A 25,738-nucleotide genomic window follows, 5' to 3' on the forward strand; every position below is an offset into this window, starting at 1 on the left:
AACCTGCCGAGACGTTCGCGGCGATTGATAGGACTATCACTCCCGAAAGGCGGCACAGGGCCGTCGAAGCGCAACGACGCGGCCACAAGACCGCGCGGTGCGAGAGGGGAAGTCTGATAATGCGCGATCTTCGCAACACCCGGAATCTGTTTGCCGTGCTGCTTTGCGGCGCGTCGGTCCTTGCGTTCGCTCCCGGCGCTGCGCTCGCCGCCGATGAACCTCAGGCGCAGGAAACGCAGGATAACGGCGGCATCGGTGAGATCATCGTCACTGCGCAAAAGCGCGCCGAAAACGTACAAGACGTTCCCATCTCGATCACCGCGTTTACCGCCGACGCGCTCCAGGCGCGCGGTATTTCCGATGTTACCGCGATGGGCAACCTCGCTCCGAACGTGACGCTCGATGCCGGAACGCCGTTCTCCGGCTCGTCCTCGGTGTTGTCGGCGTTCATTCGCGGCATCGGACAAAATGATTTCGCGTTCAATCTCGATCCCGGCGTCGGCGTCTATCTCGATGGGGTCTATCTCGCCCGTTCGGTCGGCGCGAACCAGGATCTGCTCGACATCGAGCGCGTGGAAATCCTTAAAGGTCCGCAAGGCGACCTGTTTGGCCGCAACACCATCGGCGGCGCGATCTCGATCGTCACGCGCCGTCCCGCCAAGGAGTTTGGCGGACGTCTTGAGGTGACGGCGGGCCGCTTCGGACGCATCGACACCAAGGGCACCGTCAACGTGCCGATCAGCGACAAGGTGTTCACCGCGTTCAGCTTCTCGACCAAGAAGAACGACGGCTATCAGCGCCAGATCGCATTTCCCGGTTTCGCATCGGGCGTGGTCGCCGACAACTTCAACTACTTCGGCAACAAGCGTCCCGACCGGTTCGGCGGCGAGGACCAGTACAGCATTCGCGGCAAGCTGCTGTGGGAAGCTACGCCCGATCTGACCGTCACGCTTGCGGGCGACTACCTGCATCAGGACAACAACGGCGTCGCCTCGACGGTCCTCAAGACCCACACCAATCCGGCCGATCCTACCAACGTCTTCGGCCCGCTGTATAACGGCTGCATCGCCGGCGCGCTGCCGCCGTTCGCAATGGCGGGCATCTGCAACAACATCGTCCAGGGCACCAATCTGGGAGGGCTTGTCGCAACCAGCCCGACGCTGTTCTACGGCGACCAGTTCCTGACCAGGGACATCGACGACAGCTACGCCACCGGCAACAACTTCTCGCGTCTGCGCAGCTATGGTGGTTCGTTGACGCTTGAATGGGATCTTGGCGCTGCGCAGCTCAAGTCTGTGACCGGCTACCGCGAATTGCACTGGCAATCGGCGCAGGACGAGGATGGTTCGCCCCTGCCGATCCTGCAAACCTCGTTCGACATGAACCAGAAGCAGTTCAGTGAGGAACTGCAGCTGACCGGTGCCGCCATGGACGACAAGCTGACTTATGTCCTTGGCGCCTATTACTTCGATGAGAGCGGCAACCTGCACGATCTCGTCGCATTCCCAGGCGGGCTGCTTCAGATCGATGGTCAGAACTATCTCGGCACCAAGAACTACGCCGGATATGCCCACCTCAACTACAAGTTCAGCGAACAGTTCAGCATCACGCTCGGCGGCCGCTACACACACGAGAACAAGACTTTCACCGGCCTCCAGTCCGATCCTAACGGCATCTTCTACAAGCTGAACGGCTATTACACGGTCAACGAGGCCGCGCGCCAATCGCTATGCAACAGCGGTGCGGCCGTGCCTTCGCTTCAGGGCATTCCGCCGGGCCTGTTCTGCTATCCCAGCGGGACCAATATCACGCAGGTTTATCCGGTGGCTCCTGCTGGCGGTTTCAGGCAGAGCTTCAACAACTTCTCGCCCAAGATCGGACTTGAATTCAAGGTCACGCCGGACGTGATGGTCTACGCCTCCTTCGCCAAGGGTTACAAGACCGGCGGCTGGACCACGCGCCTGACCACGCCGCAGCCGGTTGGTACGCCTGCGCCCACGTTTGGTCCTGAAAAGGCCACAACCTGGGAAATGGGCGTGAAGTCCGAATTTGCCGACCGCAAGGCTCAGCTCAACGTGTCGGGCTTCTACACCAAGTACCAGGGCATCCAGCTCAACTTCCAGGTCGGTACGTCTCCGACCCTGCAGAACGCGGGCGAGGCTGAGATCTACGGCTTCGAAGCGGAGTTCCAGGCGCGGCCAGTCCCCGACCTCACGTTCTCGGCGGGCATTGGCTATACCCACGCCAAGTACACCTCGCTATCGCCGTTCGTGACCGGGGTGACGCTGAATTCGCGTCTGCCAAAGACGCCGGAATGGAAGCTGACGTTCAATCCGCAGTACCGCATCGGGCTTGGCGATCATGGCGACGTGATGGTTTCGGCGGACTACACGCACACCGCTTCGCTGTTCAACGACACCGAGAACACGCTGCTGCTCAAGCGTCCGGCCATCGACGTCGTCAACGCCTCGATGACTTACCGCGCGCCTGACAAGAACTGGGAACTGGCGGTCGGCGTTACCAACCTGACCGAAGAACGCTACCTTACCACCGGCCAGAACCAGGTGGCAGGCGGACTGACTTACGGCACGTACAGCCGCCCACGTGAATGGTCGGTCACCGGCCGCGTGAAATTCTGAGCGAGGCACAGGAAATGGCCACCATTCAAGACGTAGCAGCTCCGTTGGTTGGCCCGCTTTCCTGGCCGGCTCAGCCAAAAGTGAAACTGGGAATGACAGGGGCGGAGCCGCCCCTGTCAGACACCGAAACCGCGTTTCAGGACATGGCGCACGCCTTTGCCCGCGACGTGATGCGCCCGGTCGGGGAAAAACTCGACCGGATGACCCAAGACGAAATCCTGAAGAAGGATTCGATCTACTACACCGAGTTCCGCCCCAAGTATCTGGCGCTGGAAATCAATCCAGTCACGCTCAGCGAACTGCCGCCCGAGGAACTGGGCAAGGTTCTGCCGATCATCATGGAAGAGTTCGGCTGGGGTGACGGCGGCCTGTCGGTGACGATCGGTGCCTGCCAGTTGCCGCCGCTGCTCGCGCTGATGTTCGGCAAGCAGCATCTACTGGAACGCTTCCCGGTGGATCTGATCGGTTGCTGGGCGATCACCGAACCCGATCATGGGTCGGATTCACTCGATCCTTCGAAGCAGATTTTCCACCCGCAGGGCAATTACGGCCGCCCGAACTGCGTCGCCAAGATCGACGGGAACAAGGTGATCCTCAACGGGCAGAAGTCCGCCTGGGTCTCCAATGGTCCGATTGCCGATGTTTGCGTGCTCTATTCGGCGGCAGATCGCGGCAATGGTCCCGATCCCGAAAACGGCGTGGTCATGCTCGTGCCGATGAATGCCAAGGGCGTCAGCCGCGGCAAGTTCATCGACAAGCTCGGCCAGCGGCCACTTCCGCAGGGTGAGATTTTCTTCGACAATGTGGAACTGTCCGCAGACCACATCATCGCCGGACCTGAAGAATTCCAACGCGCGGTCTATGCCATTCATTGTGAAGCCAATGGTCAGATGGGCGCCATCTGGACGGGTTCTGCCCGCGCCTCGTTCGAAATCGCGTGGAAATACGCGCATGAGCGCAAGCAGGGCGGCGTGCCGATCTATCGCCACCAGTCCGTCGCGAAGAGCCTGTTCCACATGTACCGCAAGGTCGAAGCTTCGCGTGCGCTGGTTCGGCGGGTGGCGCTTTACAACATGACGTCGCCCATGCCTTCGCTGCAATCGGCGATGGCGACCAAGGTGACCGCGACCCAGACCGCGTTCGAAGTGGCATCCGATGCGCTGCAGATGCTTGGCGGCAATGGCAACACGCGCGAATATCCGATCGAGAAGATCCTGCGCGATGCCCGTGCCTCGATGATCGAAGATGGCTGCAACGAAATTCTGTCGATCAAGGGTGGCTACCAGATGATGGACCCCGACCTGCTTTAGGAGCCTTCTGATGAAGACCAATGCCATCATTGCCGGGGGCGGGATGACCGCTTTCGGCAAGTTCCCCGCGCGCACCCTAAAGGACTTGGCGGGCGAGGCGATCAAGGCCGCGCTCGCCGATGCAGGGCTGGAGACATCCGACATCGAAGCGGCCTACATGGGCAATGCCGCTGCCGGCACAATCACGGGGCAGGTCTGCGTTCCCGGAGAAGTCGTCCTTCGTTCGCTCGGCATTGGCGGAATCCCGGTGATCAACGTTGAGAACGCCTGCGCGACGGCGTCCACCGCGCTCAATCAGGCAGCCGCGATGGTCACCGCGGGGCTTTATGACGTGGTGCTGGCAGTCGGCTACGAAAAGTTGGTCCACGAGGACAAGGCGAAGACCTTCTCAGTGTTTTCGGGCGCTGTCGATGTGAGCGATATGGACGGCCTTGCCGCGCTGGTCGATCGCAAGATGAAGGCGGTGGGGCTTCAAGGCGATGTCGCGGGCGCAGCCTCCCGCTCGCTGTTCATGGATATCTATGCGACCGAGGCGGTTGCGCACATGAAGGCCTATGGCACCACCCGCGAACAGCTTGCCGCCGTTCCCGCAAAGAATTCCAGACATGGCGCGCACAATCCGCGTGCGCAGTTCCGCGATGTGACAACGGTCGAAGAGGTTCTCGCTGCGCGCGAGATCGTCTGGCCGCTGACTCTGCCGATGTGTTCGCCGATCGGAGACGGGGCCGCCGCAGTCTTGCTCGTCAGCGAACGCAAGGCGCGCGAGTTGGGAATCACCAACCCCGTGCGGATCACGGCCAGCGTGCTGGGCACCAGCTGGGACTATCCCGAAGGTCGGGAATCGCTCGTCTTCCATGAAATGATCGGTCGCGCCTATGACGAGGCAGGGCTTGGTGCAGTCGACATCGACGTGGTCGAACTGCACGACGCTTCTGCTTCCTCGGAAATTCTCCACACCGAATACCTCGGGCTATGTCCCATGGGTGAAGGTGGCCGCGTGATCGAAGCCGGACTGACCGCGCTGGGCGGCGGGGGCCGAACCGTCGTCAATCCTTCGGGCGGATTGCTTCGCAAGGGCCACCCCATCGGCGCCACCGGCATCGCGCAGATCGTCGAGCTTTACGAGCAGTTGTCCGGGCGATCCGGTGCGCGCCAGGTCGAAGGCGCCCGCACCGGCCTTGCCGAAAATGGCGGCGGTTACATCAACGGCGACGTCGCGGCGCTGTGCGTCACCATTCTCGAACGGTAAGTGCCATGTCCGATCCCAACCTTCTGATTATCGCCAACCTTGTGGCCGCACAGGCCGCCGCGCTTCCCGATCTCGATGTGCTGACGTTCGAGAGCGATGGCGAAACCGAGACTCTGACGTTTCGCCACCTCTGGGAAAATGCGCAGCGCATCGCGGCGGGCCTCAAGGCGCTGGGCCTGCGCAAGGGCGACCGGTTTGCCCTGCTGATCCAGAACCATCCCGAATTTGTTGAACTGATGGTTGCCTCGGCGATCCTTGGCACGGTGATTGTGCCAATCGATCCCCGCACGCGCGGGGCGAAGCTGGCCTACATGCTGCGCGACAGCGATGCGCGCGGGGTGGTCTGTGCCGGCTATTCGGTCGATGGTCTGGTCGAGGCTCTGCCCGATTGCCCCGACATCGGCTGGGTCGCGCTGGTAGGTGAACTGGCTGACAGCGCACTGCCGGTGCCTTGCCATGCCATTGGCAACTGGCTGGCGGCAGCGCTGCCCGATCCGCTGCTGACCGTGGCGGTGCAGTCTGAGGCCGAGCCGATGCAACTGATGTACACCTCCGGCACCACCGGCGATCCCAAGGGCATCGTGGTGCCGCATGGCCGCTTTGGCGCGGTGTCTGGTCATGGCGAAGCCGTGTTTGGCTATCGCGTCGGCGACCGGCCTTACACCGGCCTGTCGCTGACTCACGGCAATGCCCAGTTCGTCACGCTGGCGCCCTCGCTCAAGATGGGCCTGCGCGCGGTCATCAGCCGCAAGTTCAGCAAATCACGGCTTTGGGATATTGTCCGCCAGCACGGCTGCACGACGTTCTCGCTGCTCGGCGGGATGGTCACCGCTATTCATGCCGAACCGCGCAAGCCCGGTGACGCCGACAACCCGGTCCGGCTGGTCATTTCTGCCGGGATGCCCGCAGCCCTTTGGGAAGATTTTGCAGAGCGGTTCGGTACCGACATCTTCGAATTCTATGGCGCGATGGAAGGCGGCATGTCGATCAACCGCCCCGGCGAAGGCCCGGTCGGCAGTTGCGGCAAGCCCGCCCCCGGCCTGCTTGCCTGCATCGTCGACGAAGACGGCAACGAACTGCCCGCAGGCGAGGTGGGCGAGCTCTGCTTCCGTCTTGAAGGCGGGCCGTTCCCGCCGGTCACCTATCACAACAACCCCGAGGCTTCTGCGAACAAGGTCCGCGATGGCTGGCTGCTGTCGGGCGACATGGCCCGCATGGATAAGGATGGCTGGCTGTTCTACGAATACCGCAAGGGCGGCGGCATCCGTCGCAATGGCGAGTTCGTGAATCCTGCCTTCATCGAGCGAGTGCTGGGGGAACACCCAGGCGTGGACGACATTTTCGTCTACGGCGTGACGTCACGTGGCGGGGCGCCGGGTGAAAAGGACGTTGTCGCGGCCATAGTGCCCACGGACGACTATACCCCCGCCAGCCTGTTTGCATGGGCGCGTGAAAAGCTCGAGCGCAACATGGTGCCGACCTACCTGCAGGTGCTCGGCCAGATCCCCAAGACTGCCTCGGAAAAGCCGCAGGAACGCCACCTGCTGGATGCTTTTACTGCCGAAGGCGCAACGATCCATACCGAACAAGGAGAAGATGCATGAACGACATCGAAGTCGTCCTTTACGGCGCCAGCGGTTACACTGGCGAGCACGTCATGTGGAAGCTGGCCGAGCTTGGCATTCCCTTCATCGCAGCGGGCCGCAACGCTGCGCGCCTGAAAGCGCGGATCGAAGCGCAGCCCGAACTGAAAGGCGCGCGCTATGAAATCGTCGAAGTCGCCCACGACGAAGAGGCGCTGACCGAGCTGTTGCGCGGCCGCAAGGTCGTCCACAATCTGGTCGGCCCCTACATGCAGTTCGGCGAACCGGTGGTGCGTGCAGCGCTTGCCGCCGGCTGCCATTACCTTGACGCAACCGGTGAGCAGGATTGGAAAATCCACTTGCGCGATACCTACGGCAAGGCCTTTGCCGACAAGGGTCTGGTACTGTCTCCCGCCACGTCTTCGATGTGGGTTTCGGGCCTGCTGGCGGCGGAGTCGGTGCTGGAAAAGCCCGGCGTCGACAGCGTGGACATTCTCTACACCCTGCACGGGGTTCCGTCGGCGGCTTCAACGCTCAGCTTCATGCGGATGTGCTGTCAGCCACAACTGCGGCTTGTTCATAACGTGCTGACGCCGTGGCCTGCCGGAGCGCACTTCCCGGTCAGCGTTCCCGGCATGCATCAGGTGTTGACTGCGCTACCGTGGAGCGGCGGCGGAGAATCGCTGTTCTATGAAAACGATGACCGCGTGATCAACTGCTCGACGATGGTCACGTTCATCAATCAGGGCCTGATGGCCATGCTCGTCCCCAAGATGCAGGAGTTCGCTGAAAAGTACGCGCACCTTTCCGCTGAGGAGCAGGAAGCAGCCACTAATGCTTGGGCGATGGAAATCGCACCGCAAGGCGATATGCCGCGCGAGGACTACAGCCAGCACCGCGTTCTGTTCACTTGCCACGGTCGCGGCACGCTGGTCGCGCGTTCTACCGCAACCTGGGGCGTGACCGGCTATGTAATGACCGGCCTGATCGGGGTCACCATCATCGACACGCTGCTCAAGGACCGTCAGCGCGCGGTCGGTTTCCAGCCAGCGACAACGGTTACCGGCCCGAAGATCATGCGCGCCGCGCTCGAAGATGGCGGCGTATTCGGCCAGATGACGGCAATCATTCCATGACCGGACGCGCGCAAGCCAAGCGCGTACTCGTCACCGGCGGGGCTACCGGGCTTGGCGCGGCCATAGCCCGGCGGCTTGCGGAAGAAGGCGCGGTCGTGCTTGTTGCCGACATCGCTGAAGCCGCCGGAACGGCGCTGGCGAGCGAGATCGGCGGCCAGTTCTACCGGCTCGATGTGTCCTCGGAAGTGGATTGGGAAGCGGCCATAGCGGCAATCGCCCACGATTGCGGCGGCCTCGATGCGCTGGTCAACAACGCCGGGATCGCCAGCAGCAAGGGCGGCGAGGATATCGAGAGGATCGACCTTGCCGACCTGCATCGCATCTTCGCGATCAATGTCGATGGCACCATTCTGGGCTGCAAACACGCCATTCCGCTGATGGCGAAAAGCGGGCGCGGATCGATCGTCAACCTGTCGTCGATTGCCGCATTGATCCCGGCCGCCTTCGTGATCGCCTATGGCGCGAGCAAGGCAACGATTGCGCATACCACGCGCAGCGTCGCGCTGCATTGCGCGCAGGCAGGCTACGGCATCCGCTGCAATTCGGTCCATCCGGGGCAAGTTCGCACGGCGATGATGAACACCATCATCGAGCGTGTCGGGCGAGAGACAAACATGGGTACGGACGCCGCCGGAACCCTGTTCGATTCCCAGATCCCGCTCGGGTGCCCGCAAGAGCCAGAAGACATCGCCCACGCGGTTCTCTTCCTGATCTCGGACGAGAGCCGCTTCGTCACCGGCACGCAGTTGATTGTCGACGGCGGAATGACGCTGACAAATTGAGGGAGTTTACAATGCGGTTCGAAGGCAAGGTCATTGCTGTAACCGGGGGCGGATCGGGGCTTGGCGAGGCCATCGTCACGAGGCTGGCGTCCGAGGGGGCGCGGGTGGGCGTAATTGATCTCGACCCGCAAGCCGCAGCACGGGTTGCAGGGCAAGTGGCCGGCGCCAAAGCCTTTGCCGCAGACGTGTCGGACCCGGCGGCCATGCAGCGCGCCATTGTGGAAGTCGTCAACTGGGGCGGCAAGCTTGACGGCGCGGTCAACAATGCGGGCGTTGGCGGGCCGTTCCTTCCCACCGCCGACTATCCGCTCGACTGGTGGGACCGCACCATCGCGATAAATCTGTCGGGTGTGTTCTATTCGATGCGGGCTGAGCTTCCGCACCTGATCGCAAATGGCGGCGGGGCGATCGTCAATATGTCATCGATCTGCGGCTTTATCGGGCAGGCCGGGACGGCGGCCTACGTCGCGGCCAAGCATGGCGTGATCGGCCTGACCAAAACCGTCGCGCTGGAATACGGCGCACAAGGTGTGCGCTGCAACGCGGTGTGCCCGACTTACGTGCGCACGCCGCTGACGCTCGCCGAACTCAAGGACGAGGCGATCTGGGCCGATCTCGATGCCCGCCACGCCACCGGGCATTGCGCCACGCCCGAAGACGTTGCCGCGATGACCGCCTTCCTGCTGTCAGGCGACGCGAGGTCGGTCACGGGCTCGGCGCACCTTGTCGATGGCGGCATCACAGCTTCATAGAAACTGGAAGACGAGCACCATGATCACGATCCACTATTGCCTCCATCGCAAGCCCGGAATGAGCCGCGAAGACTTCGCGGCCTACTGGAGCGGCCCCCATGCGGAACTGGTCAAGTCGTTGGCCGCAACGCTCGGAATCGCGCGCTACGTGCAGAACTACAGCACTTTGCCCGACGTTGCAGCGCAGATGCAGGCGATGCGCGGCACTGCCGAACCGTTCGACGGCGTGGCGGCGATCAGCTTTGCCTCGCCCGAAGACCTCGCGCGGGGCAACACCGATCCTGCCGCTGCCCAAGCGCAGGCTCGGCTCGCGCAGGACGAGGCGCAGTTCATCGACATCGCCCGTTCCTCGATACTGTTCACCACACCGCACTCCGTGATCGGCTGATGGTGCCGGGGCGCTTTACGGGCAAGGTTGCTCTCATCACTGGCGGAGGCACCGGCATCGGTGCGGCTTCAGCCAAACGGATCGCGGATGAAGGCGGCAAGGTCGTCGTCATGGGTCGCCGCGAGGCGCCACTTCGCGCCGTGGCCGATGCGTGCGGCGGTCATGCCGTGATCGGTGACACCGCCTCGCTTAACGATCTAGCCCGCGCTGTTGCCGAAGCCGAGGAACGTTTCGGCGGTCTGGATGTGCTGGTTGCCAATGCAGGCATCGAACTGTTCGGATCAGTCGAAACCGTATCGCTCGAAGACTGGCGCCGGGTGTTCGAGGTCAATCTGGAAGGGGCGATGCTCGCTACGCGGGCCTCGATCCCGGCCATGCGTAAACGCGGCGGCGGAGCGATCGTGCTCGTGGCGTCCGTGGCGGCGCTATCCGGCGCGCCCTCCTACGTTTCCTATCTGACCACGAAGGCAGGAATGCTCGGCCTCAACCGGTCCATCGCCTACGATTACGGTCCGGAGAACATCCGTTGCAACGCCCTGTGTCCCGGCTGGGTAAAAACCGAGATGGCCGAGCGCGCCATCGCGGACATCGCTGCTCTCAAAGGCACAACGGCAAATGCCCTCGCCCGCGATATGGTCAGCGTCTATCCCTTGCGCCGAATGGCTGAACCGGAAGAGATCGCCGCCATCGTTGCTTTCCTGTGTTCGAATGACGCGGCCTTCGTAACCGGGGCCACATTGTCGGCAGACGGGGGCGGGGGCATTGTTGATGTCGGCACGCTGCAGTTTGGATAGAGGCGGCACGGAAAGATCGGACCACAGCATGCGACTGCCGGCCCTGACTAACGCCAGAGTTGGCTGAAACTCGCCGTTCGCGGGCTCAAACGCTAGCGGCAGCCAAGTCCCATTGTCGGTCGTTCCAAGGGGGGCGTCAGCGTCCAGTAGGTGGCTTCAAAACGGGGTCAGCACGGGTCATTTTTCCGGGACCGCTCCTAGCAACGCGATTTCACTAGGAACCGGCCCAACCCGAGCGATGGCCCAGCTTGGGGAGGGCTTGCGTCAAAGCTGAACACACCTTCTCAATCAGATCTAAGCACTTGAAATCGCAAGCTTTCTAGCCACCCTTTCCTTGCTTTCGTAATGATGGGGTCAGGTGTTCGAAGCACCTAAGCGCACCATTTTTCAAATAGTGCTATGTCGTTTGTCGAGCTTGCTTGGCTGCGCTGGCAATTACCGTGCCGCACAGTCGGACCACAAATCTGCGGCTCTTGATGGAAAACGCAACCTTAACCCTTTACCAGTTAAACTGCGTAGATGGACAGGCTGCAGACAAAGAGCCCGCCGATTGAGCGGTTGGAAGGACGCCGGAACAGCGACCGCCGTGAAGCGGTTGTTCGCGCTGACATTGTTCCAGCAGTCGCGGGCGAAGGCCCTTCACTTCTGGATATTTCTGCCCATGGCTGCCGCGTGGCCGGCTATGCGGGCAGCCAGTCCATCGGCGCTCCCGTCAAGATAGTGCTCGGAGGTCTTGCTCGGATCACGACCTGGCTGCGCTGGGCTGAAAATGGTGAGGCCGGCCTTGAGTTCGCGCGCCCGCTTTCTGACGAGTTTGTCGACCGGCTGAGCGCGGCTGGCGGCGTCCGGGTCGAATTTTCCTAAACAGATTTCCGGTTCGCGCCAGTCACCACCACGGCACCAATTGCGCCTGCCGCCGCGAGGTAACCCAGCATCTGGAAGCCGTGCATCAGCCCACCGCTGCGCAGCGAAAGATAGGTCACCACCACCGGGCTGAGCCACTGGCCGAGCGCGAAGGCCGATTGCCAGAAGCCCGTGCCGCGGCTGCGCACCTCGAACGGCAGGATGCTCATCGCCCAGACCAGCAGGGTGGGTAGCAGCAAGCCTGCGCCCAGCTGGTTGATGAAGCAGCCGATCAGGAAGGTCGTGACATTGGCTGTGCTGCCCATCGTCAGGAAGCCGGTGGCAAGCAGCGCGAATTCGGCCAGCAGCAATTTGCCTACGCCGATGCGGCCGACGCGCGAATAGACGAATGTTCCCAGCGGCACGCCGATGCTGGCAATCGATGTCAGGAAGCCGATCCGCGCCGTGCTGGTGAGGCCGAGCGTTGCAAGCCCGCTCGATGCCTGAATCTGTACGGTATAGAAGAACACCGAACCGTAGATCGTGATCGCGGCGATGAGCGCCATCCGGCTCCACGGGAATGCCGCCCAACTGAGATTGTGTGGTGCTGCCGCCGCTTCATCGTCCGGACGGTCGTCGCCCGCAGGCTCCCACGTGAAGATCCACACCAGCGCGAACATCACCAGCGCCGAGCCATAGACCCAGAACGGCGCGCGCCAGCCCGATTCACCCAGTACGCCGCCAAGGTTGAAGAACACCAGCGCCGAGACCGACGCAAACGCGGTCTGCCCGGCCAACCAGCGATCGCGCGCCGCGCCCTTGTAGTAATCAGCAATCATCGTGGTGGAGAGGACGTAGATCAGCGCCTCGGCGATGCCTACGCCGATGCGCGAGATGAGGATGGGCACGATGTTTGTCAGGAAAACCGGCGCCACGCCGACCACGGCATAGATCACGAACGAGGCCAGCAGCAGGCGCCGCCGTCCGAAATAATCACCCAGAATGCCAGCGAACGGGCACAGGATCGCCACGCACAAGGCGGGTAGGGTCAGCACCATCGGCACAAGGTATTCGTGGTTCGGAACGCCTGCGAATTCGGCCATCAATTGCGGCAGGACCGGGGCGAGCAAGACGATCGCCATTGTCGTCAGTGTGATCGGCAGCAGCAGCGAGATGCCGGTCATGAAACTCGGGGTACGGTGCCTTGCCATCCGGTGCTCGCTCTCCACAGTCCCGGTTTTTCCCGGTTGCAGCGTCGGTGCAGGCGATTTGCGGCACCGTCCAATCGAAACCGTCGGGCACAACCTATCGGTCCGCTCAATGGCTTGGACCGGCGCGCGCCTTCAGCTCGTCGAGAACCACGCGAAACGCGGGCGAGAGATTGCGGCGGTCCGGATAGTAGAGATGGTGCCCGGCGAACGGCGGACTCCAGTCTTCGAGAACCGGCACCAGCGCGCCAGAGGCCAGTTCATCCTCAATGCGGTCGACCATCGCATAGGCGAGGCCGTGTCCCGCCAAGGCCGCCCGGACCGCCGTCCCGGATTCATTGACTGTCAGCCGTCCATCCACCCGCACCCGCAGTGCATGGCCGTCCTTCTCGAACTCCCACGCATAGAGATCGCCCTTGGTAGCCATGCGCATGTTGATGCAATCGTGTTCCGTCAGGTCGCGCGGGGTGAGGGGCTTGCCTGCTCTGGCGAAATAGCCGGGCGAACCCACCACCAGCATGCGCAGGTCTGGCCCGATCCGCGCTGCGATCATGTCGCGCTCGACCTGCTCGCCCAGACGCACGCCCGCATCGAAGCGGTCGGCCACGATATTGGTCAGCGCGCCGTCCATGGACAGTTCCACCCGGATATCGGGATAGCGCTCCATGACTGCATCGATCGCAGGCCAAAGCACCGTCTGCGCTGCGTGCTGGCTGCAGGTGATCCGCACGTTGCCTGCCGGACGTTCGCGCAAGCGGCTGAGATCGTCGAGCCGGGTGCGGATTTCGCCAAGCGCTGGCCCGAGTGTCTCCAGCAAATGCGCCCCGGCCTCGGTCAGTCCGACACTGCGGGTGGTGCGGGCGAGCAGCTTGAGTCCGAGCGTCTCCTCCAGCCTGCGAACGGTATGGCTGAGTGCGGACTGCGACGTGCCGAGACGGGCTGCGGCGCGGGTGAAGCTGCGCTCCTCGGCAACGATGGCGAAGGCAGCAAGGTCGCCCAGTTCGCTTTTAGCCATTCATGAACCTCCGATATCAGTTCATGCCGATATTAGCGGATAATCAATATGAATGCGATGGCGTAGAAGGTCATTCGCTGCACCGGTCGTGGCACGGAGTTTTCGAAGATGGACAAGCGCACACTCGGGCAGGGTCTTGAAGTATCGGCCCTCGGCTTTGGCTGCATGGGCCTGACGTTCGGCTATGGCCCGGCTCAGGATCGCAGCAATGCCGTGGCGCTGATCCGCGCGGCCTACGATCTTGGTGTGACCTTCTTCGACACGGCCGAAGCCTATGGCCAGCTCAATGAGGAAATCGTCGGCGAAGCGCTGGCGCCGATGCGCGACAAAGTGGTGATCGCCACCAAGTTCGGCTTCCGCGAGGGTGACAACACAAAGGGCCTCGACAGCAGCCCCGCGCGCATCCGCGCCGTGATCGAGAACAGCCTGCGCCACTTGCGCACCGATTATGTCGACTTGTTCTACCAGCACCGCGTCGATCCGGCCGTGCCGATGGAAGACGTCGCGGGCACGGTTATGGACCTCATTGCACAGGGCAAGGTGCGCCAATTCGGTTTGTCCGAGGCCGGTGTAGATTCGATCCGAAGCGCTCATGCAGTGCAGCCGGTGGCCGCGCTGCAAAGCGAGTACTCGATGTGGTGGCGGTCGCCCGAGGTGGAAATCCTGCCGCTGCTGGAGGAACTCGGCATCGGTTTCGTGCCGTTCAGCCCGCTCGGCAAGGGTTTCCTGACTGGCGCGATCACAACCGAGACCGAGCTTGATGCGAGCGATTTCCGCAACATCGTGCCCCGCTTCTCGGCGGACAACCGCGCCGCCAATCAGCATCTGGTGGAGCGCATCTCCCAGATCGCGAGCCGTCTCGGCGCCACCAACGCCCAGGTCGCGCTGGCATGGGTTCTGGCGCAAAAGCCTTGGATTGCGCCAATTCCGGGCACGACCAAATTGTCGCGTCTTCAGGAAAATGTCGCAGGCGCCTCGGTCAACCTGACACAAGCAGACCTTGCGGAAATCGCTGGAATCCTTGATGGGTTCATGGTGAGCGGGGACCGCTATCCGGCAGCGCTGGCCGCGCGCGTCGGTCGCTGAGCGGCTCTGGGGAGAACATCATGACGAAACTCAAGGTCAATGGCACGCAGCGCGATGTGAAAGCGTCGCCCGACACGCCCCTGCTTTATGTCCTGCGCGGCGAACTGAACGTGATGACGCCCAAGTTCGGCTGCGGCATGGCGCAGTGCGGCGCGTGCTCGGTGCTGGTCGATGGCGAGGAAATGCGCGCCTGCGTGACGCCGATCTCGGCTATCGAAGGCAAGGATGTCACCACCGTCGACGGGTTGCCAGCGCGTTGGGCGGCCAAACAGGGCCTTTCACCTGAACAGATGAAGGGCAAGCTGCACCCGGTGCAGGAAGCCTGGGACGCTGAGCAGGTGCCGCAGTGCGGGATCTGCCAGTTCGGCATGATGATCAAGGTCACCGAACTGCTGGAAGCCAACCCCAAGCCGACCGATGCCGATATCAAGGAGGCCCTGACCACGTCAGGGCCATCACCGCATCTTTGCCGTTGCGGCAGCTATGCCGCGATCCTCGAAGGCGCGCACCGCGCTGCCCGCCTGATGGCCGAAGGAGGCGCAAAGTGAACATCACTTATGATATGACAGTGCACGGCGCGAAGCTCACCGGGGTCAGCCGCCGCGGCTTCATCGGTGCCAGCGGAGCGCTGGTGGCAGCCCTCACGCTGCCCGCGGGCCGGGTGAGGGCGGCGACGGGCAATCCCGATGCCGCCAATTTCGCCAACTGGATCGAGATTCACGCCGATGGCACCATTCTGATCCGCACCGGCAAGTGCGATTTTGGCCAGAGCAGCATTTACACAGCCTATCGCCAGATCGTCGCCGAGGAACTCTGCGTTCCGTTAGCCGCCATGACCACGGTCGTCTCCGGTGATACCGACCGCACGCCAGATGGCGGCGGCACGTTCGGCCTGCTCCGCTATGGTCAGAACATGCGCAAGGTTGCCGCGATGATGCGTGAGGCCTCGCTTGAACTCGCTGCGCGCAAGCTTGGCGTGCCGCGCGCGCAACTCAGCGTGAAGGACGGCGTTATCGCTGGCGGCGGCAAGTCCGTCACTTATGCCGATCTGGTGCGCGGTGAAGACCTCAAGCTGACGATCGAGGTCATGGGCGATCTCACCAGTCCGATGGGATACTTCGTCAAGGGCGAGCCGCCGATGAAGCCGGTGGCGGACTACACGATCATCGGCAAGCCGGTGATGAACCCGTCGATCCGCCCCAAGGTGGCGGGCGAAACGATGTGGGTGGGCGACGTCAAGCTGCCCGGCATGCTCCATGCGCGCACGATCCATCCGGCAACGCTGGGATCGACGCTGGTCAAGCCCGGCAAGCTCGATGCTGCGCAGTTCCCCGGCGCGCGCCTCGTCCGGATCACAAACCTGCTCGCGGTCGTTTCGCCCGATGAATGGGAAGCCGTGCAGGCTGCCCAAGCTGTCGCAGCCGAAACACAGTGGACCGAATGGAAGGGCTTGCCCGGCCACGAAAAACTGGCCGATCACCTGAACAACAAGGTCGACTGGGCCGCACTTCCGGTCAAGGATGGCGAGAAGAACAAAGGCGATCCGGCCACCATCAAGGGCGAGAAGGTGCACAAGGGCAGCTACTTCATGCCCTATTTCAAGCACGCGCCGATCAGCCCGATGGTCACGCTCGCGGACTACCGGCCCGATGGCTCGGTCACGCTCCACACGCTTAGCCAGAACGCTCAGCACTTGCGCCGCATGACCGCGAAGATGCTCGGGACGACCGAGGACAAGGTCGTCGTGCGCACGTATCCCGGTTCGGGTCACTACGGCCGCTCGAACGGCGGAAGCGCGGGCAGCGAGGACGAGGCAGTTCTGCTCTCACGCGAGCTGGGCCGTCCGGTGCGCGTGCAGTGGATGCGCGCCGATGACATGCAGTGGTCGAGCCAGTCGTCTGCGGCCACCGCAGATATCAGCATCGCGCTGGACAAGGATGGCCGCATCGCGGGCTATCAGGCCGACCATCGCGGCCTCCCGATGCAGGACGACCGGCTTGTCGGCGCGATGCTCGCAGGCCTACCGGTGATCGATGCCCCATCTGCCGAAACCAAGGACGGCTTCCAGAACGCGGTCAGCGGCATGAGTGACGACTGGGTCTACACTGTCGGCGCAGTGCGCGAACGTGCTCTGGCAACGCTTCAGATTGGCCAGAAGGAATCGCCCATTGCTGTAGGTTTGCGCGATCACTCGATGCGCACGCCTGTCCAGTTTCAGCAGAATTTCCCGCGCGAAATGGCGATCAGCGAAGCCGCGATGCTCGCGGGCAAGGACCCGATCCAATTCCGGCTCGATCACATCGGCGAACCCCGTTTCAAGCCGATCCTCGAGCGCTTGCGCGCCGAATCCGGCTGGGCCACCCGTTCCTCGCCTGCACCCGGCGCCAGCGCCACGGGCAAGGCGGCGCTCAAGGGGCAGGGCGCCTCGATCATGCTGCGTGATCAGGGCTACTGGGCCTGCGCCGCGCATGTCTCGGTCGTTCCCGAAAGTGGTGAGGTGAAAGTTGAGCGCGTGACGATCGTTGCCGATGTCGGCGTCGTCATCAATCCGCTGCAACTGCGCCGCCAGATTCAGGCCGGTTGCCTTATGGGTGTTAGCCAGGCACTGCACGAGGAAGTCGCCTTCGATGAAAGCGCAGTTACGTCGGCAGACTGGTCGGGGTATCCGATCCTGACCATGGCCGAAATGCCCGAATTGCGCGTGATCATCGCCGAAAACGGCGGCAAGGGCGAATACGGGCAGGGCTCGGAAAGCGCGAACGCGCTCGCAGCCCCTGCCATTGCCGCTGCCGTGATGGATGCAACCGGCAAGGCGGTTCGCCGCCTGCCGCTGCGCCCGGAATATGTGAAGGCGGCGCTGGTTTAACCCACGCCTTCCAGCGCCTCGCCCGCCAGCAACCAGGCTTCCTCGGCTTGTTCCAGCTCGCGGGCGAGCGTGCCGCGGCGCTGGGACAACTCGCCCATCGAAAGCTTGGCCAGCGCAGGCGCGGCGCTTGAAGGCTCGAACATCGCGCGGTCGATCTGCGCAATTTCAGCCTGTAGCTTACTCACGCGGGTTTCGGCCTCGGACTGCTTCTTCTTCAGCGCCTTGAACTCGTCGCGGGCCATCGCGCGGGCCTTGCGGTCACCCTTTTCCTTGGGTTGACCGCCGCCTGACTGCCCCGCCTTTGGCTGGTTCCGGCCAAGGATGAAGTCGATGTAGTCTTCCATGTTGCCGTCATAGGGCTTGGCCGTGCCGCCATCGACCAGCACGAGCCGGTCGGCGACCAGTTCCACCATATGGCGGTCATGGCTGATCAGGATCACCGCGCCCTGATAGGAATTGAGCGCCTGCACCAGCGCCTCGCGCGCGTCGATATCAAGGTGGTTGGTCGGCTCATCGAGCACCAGCATGTGCGGCGCATCGCGCGTGACCAGCGCCAGCGCCAGACGCGCGCGCTCTCCGCCCGACAGCGTGCTGATCTGCGAGGTGGCGCGGTGCCCGGAAAATCCGAACCGGCCCAGTTGCGCACGCACGGAGGCGGGCGTCTTGCCCTCCATCGCGCGGGTCATCAGCTCCAGCGGCGACGAGCCGCCCTCCAGTTCTTCCACCTGATACTGGGTGAAATACCCGACCTGCATCTTGCCGGTCGCCTGCATCTCGCCGTCCATCGGCGCGAGCTGCGCCGCGAGCAGGCGGGCCAGCGTGGTCTTGCCGTTGCCGTTGCGGCCCAGCAGCGCGATCCGATCATCGGGATCGATCCGCAAATTGAGCCGCGTCAGGATCGGCTGGCCCGGCGCATAGCCGACGGCGGCCAGATCGAGCGTGATCAGCGGTGGGCGCAGTTCATCGGGATCAGGGAAGTCGAAGCTGAGCGTCGGATCTTCCACCATCGCGGCAATCGGTTGCATCTTCGCCAGCATCTTGGCGCGCGACTGTGCCTGCTTGGCAGTCGAAGCGCGCGCGCTGTTCTTGGCAATGTAGCTCTTGAGCCGGTCGGCCTGCGCGTCCTGCGCTGCCTTGGCAGCAGCCTGCTGGGCAAGGCGCTCGTTGCGCTGGCGCTCGAAGCTGTCGTAGCCACCCGGATAGAGGGTCAGCTTGCCGCCCTGCAGGTGGACGATGTGATCGACCACATTGTTGAGCAGGTCGCGCTCGTGGCTGATCACGATCAGCGTGCCGGGGTAGGACTTGAGGAAGTTCTCCAGCCACAGCGTAGCTTCAAGATCCAGGTGGTTCGACGGTTCGTCGAGCAGCATCACGTCGGGCGCGGAGAACAGGAGCGAGGCCAGTGCCACGCGCATCTTCCAGCCACCCGAGAAGCTGTCGAGCGGACGTGCCTGCATGTCCTCGTCGAAGCCGAGGCCGATCAGGATACGGGCGACGCGGGCAGGGGCGCTGTAAGCGTCGATTGCCAACAACCGTTCGTGCACGTCGCCAAGCCGGTCGGGATCGTGACAGGTCTCGGCTTCTTCCAGGAGTTGAGTGCGCTCGGCGTCGGATTCGAGCACTGTGTCGAACGGCGACTTCGCGCCGCTCGGCGCTTCCTGCGCGATATAGCCGAGGCGGGTGCGGCGCGGCATGTCGACCGAGCCCTCGTCAGGCTCGATTTCGCCGATGATCGCTTTTACAAGTGTGGATTTGCCTGCGCCATTGCGGCCGATCAGGCCGACCTTGGCGCGCGGAGGCACCGCAACCGAGGCGCGGGAAAGGATGTCGCGCCCGCCAAGGCGCACGGTGATACCGTTGATCGTAAGCATGGGCGCGCGCCTAGCATGAGCGGGCGGAAATTGTGCAACTTTTCCGCAAGTGCCTGCGCAAATGCGCCGGCAGCGCAACAAAGGTGCCGAAATATCAGCTAATTTGGGAGGATGGTGGGCCCGGCAGGATTTGAACCCGCGACCTAGCCGTTATGAGCGGCCAGCTCTAACCGCTGAGCTACAGGCCCATCGCCGGTGCCGGTTACAGTGCCGGTTTGCCTTTTGCAAGGCGCTGGCGCGTCACACCTGCGCAGCCGCAGTCACTTCGCGCACGCAGGCGGGCTTCACGCCGCGCTTGCCGAGATATTCGAACACCCCGCGCCACCAGTCGTAGAAGGCGTCCAGTTCCTCCTCGTCGCGCACATAAGGCGTAAGGCCGGGGCGCAGCGAGGGGCTGTGGAAGGAGAAGACAAGGATCGGCAGGCCGTCGTCGATGGCCATATCGATGCCTTTGATCGCCTCTTCCAGTGTTACGCCTTCAGGGGTGAGCGGAATGCGCTCGAGCAGGCCAAGCCGTGCCAGTGCGCCGCGCAAGCGGGGTACGCGCCACAGAGCTGGATAAATCGCCTTGCCCTGCTTGCGGAGCAAACCCCAGAACACCGTCGTCAGCGGCATTTCCATCAGCCCGTTGCGCTTGCTTATCCACCACGGTTTTAACGGATGGTCGCGAAAGTTGGGGCCGCCGGTCGAACTGTAGTCGAAACGCGAGCGCACCGAGGTGTCGATAGCGACGCCGCATTCCGACAGAATCGAGGCCGTCTCCGGACCCACACCATAACGGCCCGCGCGATAGATCTGCGGGGCCACGCCGAATGCTTGCTCGATGGTATCGCGCAGCTTGCGGAACTTGGCGCGTTCCAGATCAGCGGGAAGGTTGCCGGCAAAGCTGTTGTGGACGTTGACGACCTCATCGTGCGGCGGGCTTACCCATGGATGCAACTGCACGCCCACCTCTGCGCGCCCGGCCTTTACCGCATCGCCCAGAACTTCAGCCGCGCGTGGGTCGCTCGCCACCGGATAGTCGATCAGGTAGATCGGGACGATGCCCAACCCTTCGCAGAACTGCTGAAACTTGGCGAGGCGCGGCACATGGTCAAGCCCGTGGCTCGTCCGGTCAAGCGGCTTGCTCCAGTCGAACTCTTCCTCGGTGTCGATGGTCAGGACAAAGCGCGTGCGGAATGCGGGATCGAAGCGAACGAAGTCCGCCTCGGTCGGCATGCCCAATATCTGAGGGCGCAAAGTATCCGGGCGTTCGTCCATCTGTTTCCCCCCGGATCAGCCAGTAACCGACCGATTGTCGGAGGGGGAAGGGGTAAGTTGCTGATTTCCGGCGGTCAAGTACGGCAGGCTAACGATGATGCGTTCACCGTCTCGGCGAAGCGCCCCGTTGCCCGCCTCGAATTCGGCCCGTGCAAGGCGCAAGGCGAAGCCATTGCCAAGCATGGCCGAGGCCGCAAACGGTCTGCCGCTGCCACCTGCGTCGGGCGCAAACAGAGCGGCATCATCCAGTCGCTGGAGTGATGACGGAAGCGTAAGGGCAAGAATTGCCGCCTCGCCCTGCGCTTCGAGCGTTATCGACAGGCGCTCACCCGGTGCCACGCTCGCGGCAATCACTGTGAGCACGCGCCAAACCGATCGCTCGATCTCGTCCGGCGCAAATGCGACGGGCACGGTCTGCGGCGGCATGGCCACCGTCAGGCGGACATTGCGGGCAGCAAGAATGGGCGAAACCTGCTCAACCAGCCGCGCGACGATTTCTGCTGCGTCGGCTTCGCCGCTATCGATATCGAGCGTGTGGCTTTCCAGCTTCACGAGCCGTTCAACTTCTTCGAAGCCTGCCAGCATCTGCGCGGCGTCCGAGGCAATGCTGGCGGCCATGGCCCGGTACTGGTGCGGGGTTGCGCCGAACACCTGTTGCTGGATCACTTCGGCAAAGCCCTGGATCGCGTTGATCGGCGTGCGCAGTTCATGCAGCAATTGGCGCAACCGATCGGCATCGCCTTGCGGGTTCGGGGCAGGGGCCTCGTTGTCTGCGGCAAGCTGGAGCGGGCGGCGAAGGCGGATGAGGTATCCGGCAAAACGGCCACCGTCCCTGGCAAAACTCGGGGTGCCGTCTGCCTGCCAGAAACCGGCAACGTGGTCAGCGCCTTCAATGGCAAGCTGGCCTGCGCTGATCGGCTGGCGCAGACGAAAGGCCGCCGCCATGGCATCATTGCAGTGCACCGCAGCGGCAGGGTCCGATACGAAGAGGCGCGTGCCGATGAGCATACCTGCAGGATCGATGGCAGCATGCACCACCACGCCTTCAGCATCGGTGCGCAGGTCAATGGACATCGCAGGCGATCGTGCGGGCGCTTGTTCGTCGCCGAACGGCAGCAGTGGCGCCAGGCCATCCGCGCGGGGCGCCTGCATCGTTGCATCGCGCTCTTCCCGCTTGCGCCGGAATGCCTCGATGCGCCGCACGATTGCGCCGATGCCTTCGTCGAGCGGTGAAGAAGGGCTTGGGACACTGATGGGCGGTGGCACCGCGAGCGGCTCGGCGAGGTCCAGAACGTCCGGTTCAGGTTGCTCTGCCAACCCTTCGGCGGGGGCCGTGGCAGGAACTTGGACGTCCGGTTCGGGCAGCAGGAAATCATTGATGCCGAGCCGCGACAGCGTTTCCCGCACGCGCTCACCCAGATCGGTGCGGTGACGGAGAAACCCGCGGGCCCTTGTCGGCAGCCGCGGGATCAGGGCCAGCCAGTCGTCTTCAGAGAGTCGCGCCGTGGCGATGACGGCCGATGCGGTGCGCGGACCGCTGTGGGCAAAATGATAGACCAGCACGGCGGAGCGGTGCGATGTCGCGCGCAGCACGCTCGCACATTCTTCATCGCTCAGCGCAGATGCCAGCGAATCAAGCCGTTCGAGCGCGGCTGCGTGGCGCGTCGTCCATGCCGCCAGTGGAACCACGCCAAGCAGGTCGACAAGTTGCCGCATTTGGGTACGGCCCGCCGTCTTTCCGGCCACGCTGGTACGCAGCACGGTTTCAAGGCGGTCATCGACAATCATTCACGCTCCGCGTCAGGTGCAGCCGGGTTAGCCGTAGCGCGAAGCTGCGGAGGACCTGTCTATCTATCGAAGGCTAACAAATCGTGGCCAGTGACAAAAGGTTGCTATCCACTGCGTTGCAATGTGGGACGATTGCGATATGAAACAACAAAATTATCGCACCGTGTTCGATTTTGTGCGGAAAGTTGCAAGAATCGCTACTTTCCGAAAGCTTCGGCGGGCGAATGTGAAATGGATGAACAGAAGGCATGGCAACCTTGGACACGATCGATCGGCGCCTGCTCGCCGAACTTCAGGACGAAGGGCGCGTAACCAACGTTGAACTGGCGCAGCGCGTCGGCTTGACTGCACCGCCGTGCCTGCGCCGCGTCCGCGCGCTCGAAGATGCGGGCGTGATCAAGGGCTACCATGCAGAACTCGATGCCTCGAAGCTCGGCTTTGCCATTACCGTGTTCGCGCTGGTCAGCCTCAAGAGCCAGGCCGAGGAATCGCTCCGCCAGTTCGAGGATCACATGCGCACGCTGGCCGAAGTGCGTGAATGCCACATGCTCAATGGCGAAATCGACTTCATCCTGAAGATCGTCAGCAAGGATCTGCAAAGCTTTCAGGAATTCCTGACAAGCAAACTGACCCCAGCACCGAACGTCGCCAGCGTGAAAACGTCGCTGACCATCCGCACCGCCAAGCAGGTGCCCGGCGTTCCGCTAGAGGATTGAGGCCTCAGCCTGCCGTGCCTGCCGCCTTCTCGTGATGGCGAATCACTTCTTGAATGATGAATCGCAGGAACTTCTCGGAAAACTCCGGGTCCAGCTTGGCGTCTTCGGCCAGCTTGCGAAGGCGCTCGATCTGGCGCTCCTCGCGACCGGGATCAGACGCGGGAAGCTTGTTCTGCGCCTTGTGGGCGCCAACGGCCTTGGTAATGCGGAAACGCTCGGCCAGAATGTGGATCATGGCCGCGTCGATGTTGTCGATCGACTGGCGATAGCCTGCCAGCACGTGATCTTCGCTCATTCCCTTACCCCATCCAGCGCGCAACTCATCGGTGCAAACGCCGCTACCGTGCAAGTTGCATCTTGCCAAGCGCCGCTGGTGACGCCAAGCGGTGCCCCAAGATGACCGCGACCGTCCACCCCCTGCCGCGCAAGGCGGAACCCTCGCTCACCCCGATGATGTCGCTGGTGGCCGAGGGCATGAACAGCGTCAATGCCGTGATCCTCGATCGCATGCAGTCGCGCATTCCTCTGATACCCACGCTGGCCGGGCACCTCATAGCGGGCGGCGGCAAACGTATGCGCCCGATGCTCACGCTCGCCAGTGCCTCGTTGCTGGGGTACGGCGGCAGCCGCCACTACAAGCTGGCGGCGGCGGTAGAGTTCATCCACACCGCAACGCTGCTGCACGACGATGTGGTTGATGGGTCCGACATGCGGCGTGGCAAGAAGACTGCCAACATCGTGTACGGCAATCCCGCCACCGTGCTGGTCGGCGATTTCCTGTTCAGCCGCAGCTTCGAACTGATGGTCGAGGACGGCTCGCTCAAGGTCCTGCGCATCCTGTCGAACGCGTCGGCAGTGATCTCGGAAGGCGAGGTCGACCAGCTCGTCGCTCAGCGCCAGATCAACACGACCGAGGAAATGTACCTCGACATCATCGCCGCCAAGACCGCCGCGCTGTTCTCCGCCGCCTGCCGTATTGCCGCCGTCGTCGCTGAACGCCCCGAAGCAGACGAACTTGCGCTCGATTCCTACGGCAAGAACCTCGGCATCGCGTTCCAGCTGGCCGACGACGCGATCGACTATGATTCAAATGCGTCCGAAATGGGCAAGGATCAGGGCGACGATTTCCGCGAGGGCAAGATGACGCTGCCGGTCATCCTCGCTTATGCGCGCGGCGACGCCGAAGAGCGTGCTTTCTGGCAGCAGGCTATTGCCGGTGATCGGTCGGCCGACGCGGATCTTGCTCACGCCATTGCGCTGATCAATCGCCACGATGCCGTGCACGCCACGCGCGAACGCGCTCGCATGTATGCCCAGCGCGCCATCGATGCGATTGCGGCATTCCCGGCCAGCGCTGCCAAGGCCGCGATGACCGAGGCCGCCGAATTCGCTGTCGCCCGAAGGTTCTGACGGCCACTTACCCCCGGAGAAACCCATGCAGTATCGCCGTCTCGGCAAGTCCGCCATCGTGGTGTCCGACATCTGCATGGGCACGATGACCTTCGGCAGCCAGACCGACGAAGCCGCCGCGCTACGCATTCTTGACCGGTGCTATGACGCGGGCATCAATTTCTACGATACCGCTGAGGGTTACCCGGTTCCGCCCGACAGCAAGTGGGTCGGACGCACAGAGGAAATCGTCGGAAAGTGGCTCAAGACCAAGCCGCGCGATGCGATCATCCTTGCCACCAAGGTCTCTGGCCCTAGCCATGTCTGGTTCCGCTCGCCTTGCCGCAATGGCATGACCGCGCTCGACCGGCGCAACATCCTGGGTGCAATCGAAGCCAGCCTGACCAAGCTCGGCACCGATTATATTGATCTCTACCAGACTCACTGGCCCGATCATGACACCGCCTATGACGAGACGATGGAAGTGCTCGACGAACTGGTGCGAGCGGGCAAGGTCCGCATTTCGGGCTGCTCGAATGAAACCAGCTGGGGCCTGATGAAGTCGCTCGCCACCGCCGAACGCCTCGGCACCGCGCGCTATCAGACGATCCAGAACAACTTCAGCCTCAACAATCGCCGGTTCGAAGATGAGCTGGCGCAAGTCTGCCGCAAGGAAGGGGTCAGCCTGATCCCTTACTCGCCCATCGCGGGCGGGGTGCTCTCAGGGAAGTACAAAGGTGGTGCGCGGCCCGAAGGCGCGCGCTTCACGAATTATCTGGCAATGGGTGGGCGGCAGGCACAGATGGGCCAGCGCTTCGTCAATGACCGGTCGATGCACGCCACTGAACGCTTCATCGCCATCGCTGCCGAAGCAGGGTTGGACCCTGTAACGTTCGCAGTCGCCTGGTCGAAGCAGCATGATTTCGTCGCGTCGACCATTGTCGGGGTGAGTGCAGAGGATCAACTCGATCCGATCCTCGCAGCAGCCGACCTGGTGCTGCCGGATGCGGTGATGCAGGCAGTCAACAAAGTTTCGCGCGAAGTTCCCTACCCGATGGGGTGA

22 protein-coding genes and 1 tRNA gene are annotated in these 25,738 nt (G+C 63.0%); 16 read left to right on the forward strand and 7 right to left on the reverse strand.

Features of this window, described 5'->3' with window-relative positions; genetic code table 11:
• Window positions 1–119 precede the first annotated feature (119 nt).
• The 10 genes from RM192_RS05595 to RM192_RS05640 all read left to right on the forward strand — a co-directional run bounded on the left by RM192_RS05595 (window position 120) and on the right by RM192_RS05640 (window position 11,497).
• Complete coding sequence (locus RM192_RS05595; RefSeq protein WP_311506565.1) at window positions 120–2,639, forward strand: TonB-dependent receptor; 2,520 nt, start codon at window positions 120–122, stop codon at window positions 2,637–2,639.
• A gap of 92 nt (window positions 2,640–2,731) precedes the next feature.
• Complete coding sequence (locus tag RM192_RS05600) at window positions 2,732–3,949, forward strand: acyl-CoA dehydrogenase family protein (RefSeq protein ID WP_311506566.1); 1,218 nt, start codon at window positions 2,732–2,734, stop codon at window positions 3,947–3,949.
• 10 nt (window positions 3,950–3,959) lie between these two features.
• Entirely contained in the window at window positions 3,960–5,198 is a 1,239-nt protein-coding gene (locus RM192_RS05605) for a thiolase family protein (protein ID WP_311506567.1), read from the forward strand.
• 5 nt (window positions 5,199–5,203) lie between these two features.
• Window positions 5,204–6,802: an AMP-binding protein gene (locus RM192_RS05610; RefSeq protein ID WP_311506568.1), complete on the forward strand. Its 1,599-nt coding sequence runs from the start codon at window positions 5,204–5,206 to the stop codon at window positions 6,800–6,802.
• The gene (locus RM192_RS05615; protein ID WP_311506569.1) at window positions 6,799–7,917 is read left to right on the forward strand and encodes a DUF5938 domain-containing protein; all 1,119 of its coding nucleotides are present in this window, start codon (window positions 6,799–6,801) and stop codon (window positions 7,915–7,917) included. Before RM192_RS05610 ends, RM192_RS05615 begins: the two co-directional genes overlap by 4 nt.
• Window positions 7,914–8,699, forward strand: coding sequence for an SDR family oxidoreductase (locus tag RM192_RS05620; protein WP_311506570.1), 786 nt, complete (start codon window positions 7,914–7,916; stop codon window positions 8,697–8,699). The genes RM192_RS05615 and RM192_RS05620 overlap by 4 nt, the downstream gene beginning before the upstream one ends.
• Window positions 8,700–8,710: 11 nt before the next feature.
• Window positions 8,711–9,451, forward strand: a complete 741-nt coding sequence (locus RM192_RS05625) for an SDR family oxidoreductase (protein WP_311506571.1) — start codon at window positions 8,711–8,713, stop codon at window positions 9,449–9,451.
• Window positions 9,452–9,470: 19 nt separating this feature from the next.
• Window positions 9,471–9,839, forward strand: coding sequence for an EthD domain-containing protein (locus RM192_RS05630; protein WP_311506572.1), 369 nt, complete (start codon window positions 9,471–9,473; stop codon window positions 9,837–9,839).
• Window positions 9,839–10,633: a glucose 1-dehydrogenase gene (locus RM192_RS05635; protein WP_311506573.1), complete on the forward strand. Its 795-nt coding sequence runs from the start codon at window positions 9,839–9,841 to the stop codon at window positions 10,631–10,633. Before RM192_RS05630 ends, RM192_RS05635 begins: the two co-directional genes overlap by 1 nt.
• A 519-nt stretch (window positions 10,634–11,152) precedes the next feature.
• Window positions 11,153–11,497 carry a hypothetical protein gene (locus RM192_RS05640; protein WP_311506574.1) on the forward strand — a complete coding sequence of 115 codons (345 nt, stop codon included), beginning with the start codon at window positions 11,153–11,155 and terminating at the stop codon, window positions 11,495–11,497.
• Here RM192_RS05640 and RM192_RS05645 read toward each other — a convergent pair.
• Together RM192_RS05645 and RM192_RS05650 are read right to left on the reverse strand one after the other, a co-directional pair.
• The gene (locus RM192_RS05645) at window positions 11,494–12,660 is read right to left on the reverse strand and encodes an MFS transporter (RefSeq protein WP_311506575.1); all 1,167 of its coding nucleotides are present in this window, start codon (window positions 12,658–12,660) and stop codon (window positions 11,494–11,496) included. The two genes, RM192_RS05640 and RM192_RS05645, sit on opposite strands and share 4 nt — an antisense overlap.
• 133 nt (window positions 12,661–12,793) lie before the next feature.
• A complete protein-coding gene (locus tag RM192_RS05650) occupies window positions 12,794–13,699 on the reverse strand; it encodes a LysR family transcriptional regulator (protein WP_311506576.1) in 906 nt (301 codons plus the stop codon).
• Between the two features lie 108 nt (window positions 13,700–13,807).
• Between RM192_RS05650 and RM192_RS05655 the strand changes: the two genes are divergently transcribed.
• From RM192_RS05655 to RM192_RS05665, 3 genes are read left to right on the forward strand one after another with little or no spacing between them, the layout of a single operon-like run.
• Window positions 13,808–14,785, forward strand: a complete 978-nt coding sequence (locus RM192_RS05655; protein ID WP_311506577.1) for an aldo/keto reductase — start codon at window positions 13,808–13,810, stop codon at window positions 14,783–14,785.
• Between the two features lie 20 nt (window positions 14,786–14,805).
• On the forward strand, window positions 14,806–15,333 hold the full coding sequence (locus tag RM192_RS05660) for a 2Fe-2S iron-sulfur cluster-binding protein (protein WP_311506578.1): 528 nt from the start codon (window positions 14,806–14,808) through the stop codon (window positions 15,331–15,333).
• Window positions 15,330–17,651: a molybdopterin cofactor-binding domain-containing protein gene (locus RM192_RS05665; RefSeq protein ID WP_311506579.1), complete on the forward strand. Its 2,322-nt coding sequence runs from the start codon at window positions 15,330–15,332 to the stop codon at window positions 17,649–17,651. Before RM192_RS05660 ends, RM192_RS05665 begins: the two co-directional genes overlap by 4 nt.
• On the opposite strand, the gene RM192_RS05670 is transcribed toward RM192_RS05665, so the two are convergent.
• The 4 genes from RM192_RS05670 to RM192_RS05685 form a co-directional block, all read right to left on the reverse strand.
• On the reverse strand, window positions 17,648–19,522 hold the full coding sequence (locus tag RM192_RS05670; protein ID WP_311506580.1) for an ABC-F family ATP-binding cassette domain-containing protein: 1,875 nt from the start codon (window positions 19,520–19,522) through the stop codon (window positions 17,648–17,650). The genes RM192_RS05665 and RM192_RS05670 overlap by 4 nt on opposite strands.
• Before the next feature lie 112 nt (window positions 19,523–19,634).
• Window positions 19,635–19,710: transfer RNA gene (locus RM192_RS05675), tRNA-Ile, on the reverse strand.
• Between the two features lie 52 nt (window positions 19,711–19,762).
• Window positions 19,763–20,782: a polysaccharide deacetylase family protein gene (locus RM192_RS05680; RefSeq protein WP_409233788.1), complete on the reverse strand. Its 1,020-nt coding sequence runs from the start codon at window positions 20,780–20,782 to the stop codon at window positions 19,763–19,765.
• 15 nt (window positions 20,783–20,797) lie between these two features.
• A complete protein-coding gene (locus tag RM192_RS05685; RefSeq protein ID WP_311506581.1) occupies window positions 20,798–22,570 on the reverse strand; it encodes a histidine kinase dimerization/phospho-acceptor domain-containing protein in 1,773 nt (590 codons plus the stop codon).
• A gap of 248 nt (window positions 22,571–22,818) precedes the next feature.
• Here RM192_RS05685 and RM192_RS05690 point away from each other — a divergent pair, with 248 nt between their 5' ends.
• Entirely contained in the window at window positions 22,819–23,286 is a 468-nt protein-coding gene (locus RM192_RS05690) for an Lrp/AsnC family transcriptional regulator (protein WP_311506582.1), read from the forward strand.
• 4 nt (window positions 23,287–23,290) lie between these two features.
• Here RM192_RS05690 and RM192_RS05695 read toward each other — a convergent pair whose 3' ends face one another.
• On the reverse strand, window positions 23,291–23,581 hold the full coding sequence (locus tag RM192_RS05695) for a chorismate mutase (protein ID WP_311506583.1): 291 nt from the start codon (window positions 23,579–23,581) through the stop codon (window positions 23,291–23,293).
• Window positions 23,582–23,682: 101 nt separating this feature from the next.
• Here RM192_RS05695 and RM192_RS05700 point away from each other — a divergent pair, with 101 nt between their 5' ends.
• Window positions 23,683–24,696, forward strand: a complete 1,014-nt coding sequence (locus RM192_RS05700; RefSeq protein ID WP_311506584.1) for a polyprenyl synthetase family protein — start codon at window positions 23,683–23,685, stop codon at window positions 24,694–24,696.
• Between the two features lie 25 nt (window positions 24,697–24,721).
• Window positions 24,722–25,738 carry an aldo/keto reductase gene (locus RM192_RS05705; RefSeq protein ID WP_311506585.1) on the forward strand — a complete coding sequence of 339 codons (1,017 nt, stop codon included), beginning with the start codon at window positions 24,722–24,724 and terminating at the stop codon, window positions 25,736–25,738.

The organism is Novosphingobium sp. MMS21-SN21R, assembly GCF_031846015.1.
Classification (GTDB): Bacteria; Pseudomonadota; Alphaproteobacteria; order Sphingomonadales; family Sphingomonadaceae; genus Novosphingobium.

Bases quoted from the DNA above. Each gene is read 5' to 3' on its own strand.
- RM192_RS05595 (WP_311506565.1), top strand. From the start codon at position 120: ATGCGCGATCTTCGCAACACCCGGAATCTGTTTGCCGTGCTGCTTTGC.
- RM192_RS05600 (WP_311506566.1), top strand. From the start codon at position 2,732: ATGACAGGGGCGGAGCCGCCCCTGTCAGACACCGAAACCGCGTTTCAG.
- RM192_RS05605 (WP_311506567.1), top strand. From the start codon at position 3,960: ATGAAGACCAATGCCATCATTGCCGGGGGCGGGATGACCGCTTTCGGC.
- RM192_RS05610 (WP_311506568.1), top strand. From the start codon at position 5,204: ATGTCCGATCCCAACCTTCTGATTATCGCCAACCTTGTGGCCGCACAG.
- RM192_RS05615 (WP_311506569.1), top strand. From the start codon at position 6,799: ATGAACGACATCGAAGTCGTCCTTTACGGCGCCAGCGGTTACACTGGC.
- RM192_RS05620 (WP_311506570.1), top strand. From the start codon at position 7,914: ATGACCGGACGCGCGCAAGCCAAGCGCGTACTCGTCACCGGCGGGGCT.
- RM192_RS05625 (WP_311506571.1), top strand. From the start codon at position 8,711: ATGCGGTTCGAAGGCAAGGTCATTGCTGTAACCGGGGGCGGATCGGGG.
- RM192_RS05630 (WP_311506572.1), top strand. From the start codon at position 9,471: ATGATCACGATCCACTATTGCCTCCATCGCAAGCCCGGAATGAGCCGC.
- RM192_RS05635 (WP_311506573.1), top strand. From the start codon at position 9,839: ATGGTGCCGGGGCGCTTTACGGGCAAGGTTGCTCTCATCACTGGCGGA.
- RM192_RS05640 (WP_311506574.1), top strand. From the start codon at position 11,153: ATGGACAGGCTGCAGACAAAGAGCCCGCCGATTGAGCGGTTGGAAGGA.
- RM192_RS05645 (WP_311506575.1), bottom strand. From the start codon at position 12,660: ATGACCGGCATCTCGCTGCTGCTGCCGATCACACTGACGACAATGGCG.
- RM192_RS05650 (WP_311506576.1), bottom strand. From the start codon at position 13,699: ATGGCTAAAAGCGAACTGGGCGACCTTGCTGCCTTCGCCATCGTTGCC.
- RM192_RS05655 (WP_311506577.1), top strand. From the start codon at position 13,808: ATGGACAAGCGCACACTCGGGCAGGGTCTTGAAGTATCGGCCCTCGGC.
- RM192_RS05660 (WP_311506578.1), top strand. From the start codon at position 14,806: ATGACGAAACTCAAGGTCAATGGCACGCAGCGCGATGTGAAAGCGTCG.
- RM192_RS05670 (WP_311506580.1), bottom strand. From the start codon at position 19,522: ATGCTTACGATCAACGGTATCACCGTGCGCCTTGGCGGGCGCGACATC.
- RM192_RS05680 (WP_409233788.1), bottom strand. From the start codon at position 20,782: ATGGACGAACGCCCGGATACTTTGCGCCCTCAGATATTGGGCATGCCG.
- RM192_RS05685 (WP_311506581.1), bottom strand. From the start codon at position 22,570: ATGATTGTCGATGACCGCCTTGAAACCGTGCTGCGTACCAGCGTGGCC.
- RM192_RS05690 (WP_311506582.1), top strand. From the start codon at position 22,819: ATGGCAACCTTGGACACGATCGATCGGCGCCTGCTCGCCGAACTTCAG.
- RM192_RS05695 (WP_311506583.1), bottom strand. From the start codon at position 23,581: ATGAGCGAAGATCACGTGCTGGCAGGCTATCGCCAGTCGATCGACAAC.
- RM192_RS05700 (WP_311506584.1), top strand. From the start codon at position 23,683: ATGACCGCGACCGTCCACCCCCTGCCGCGCAAGGCGGAACCCTCGCTC.
- RM192_RS05705 (WP_311506585.1), top strand. From the start codon at position 24,722: ATGCAGTATCGCCGTCTCGGCAAGTCCGCCATCGTGGTGTCCGACATC.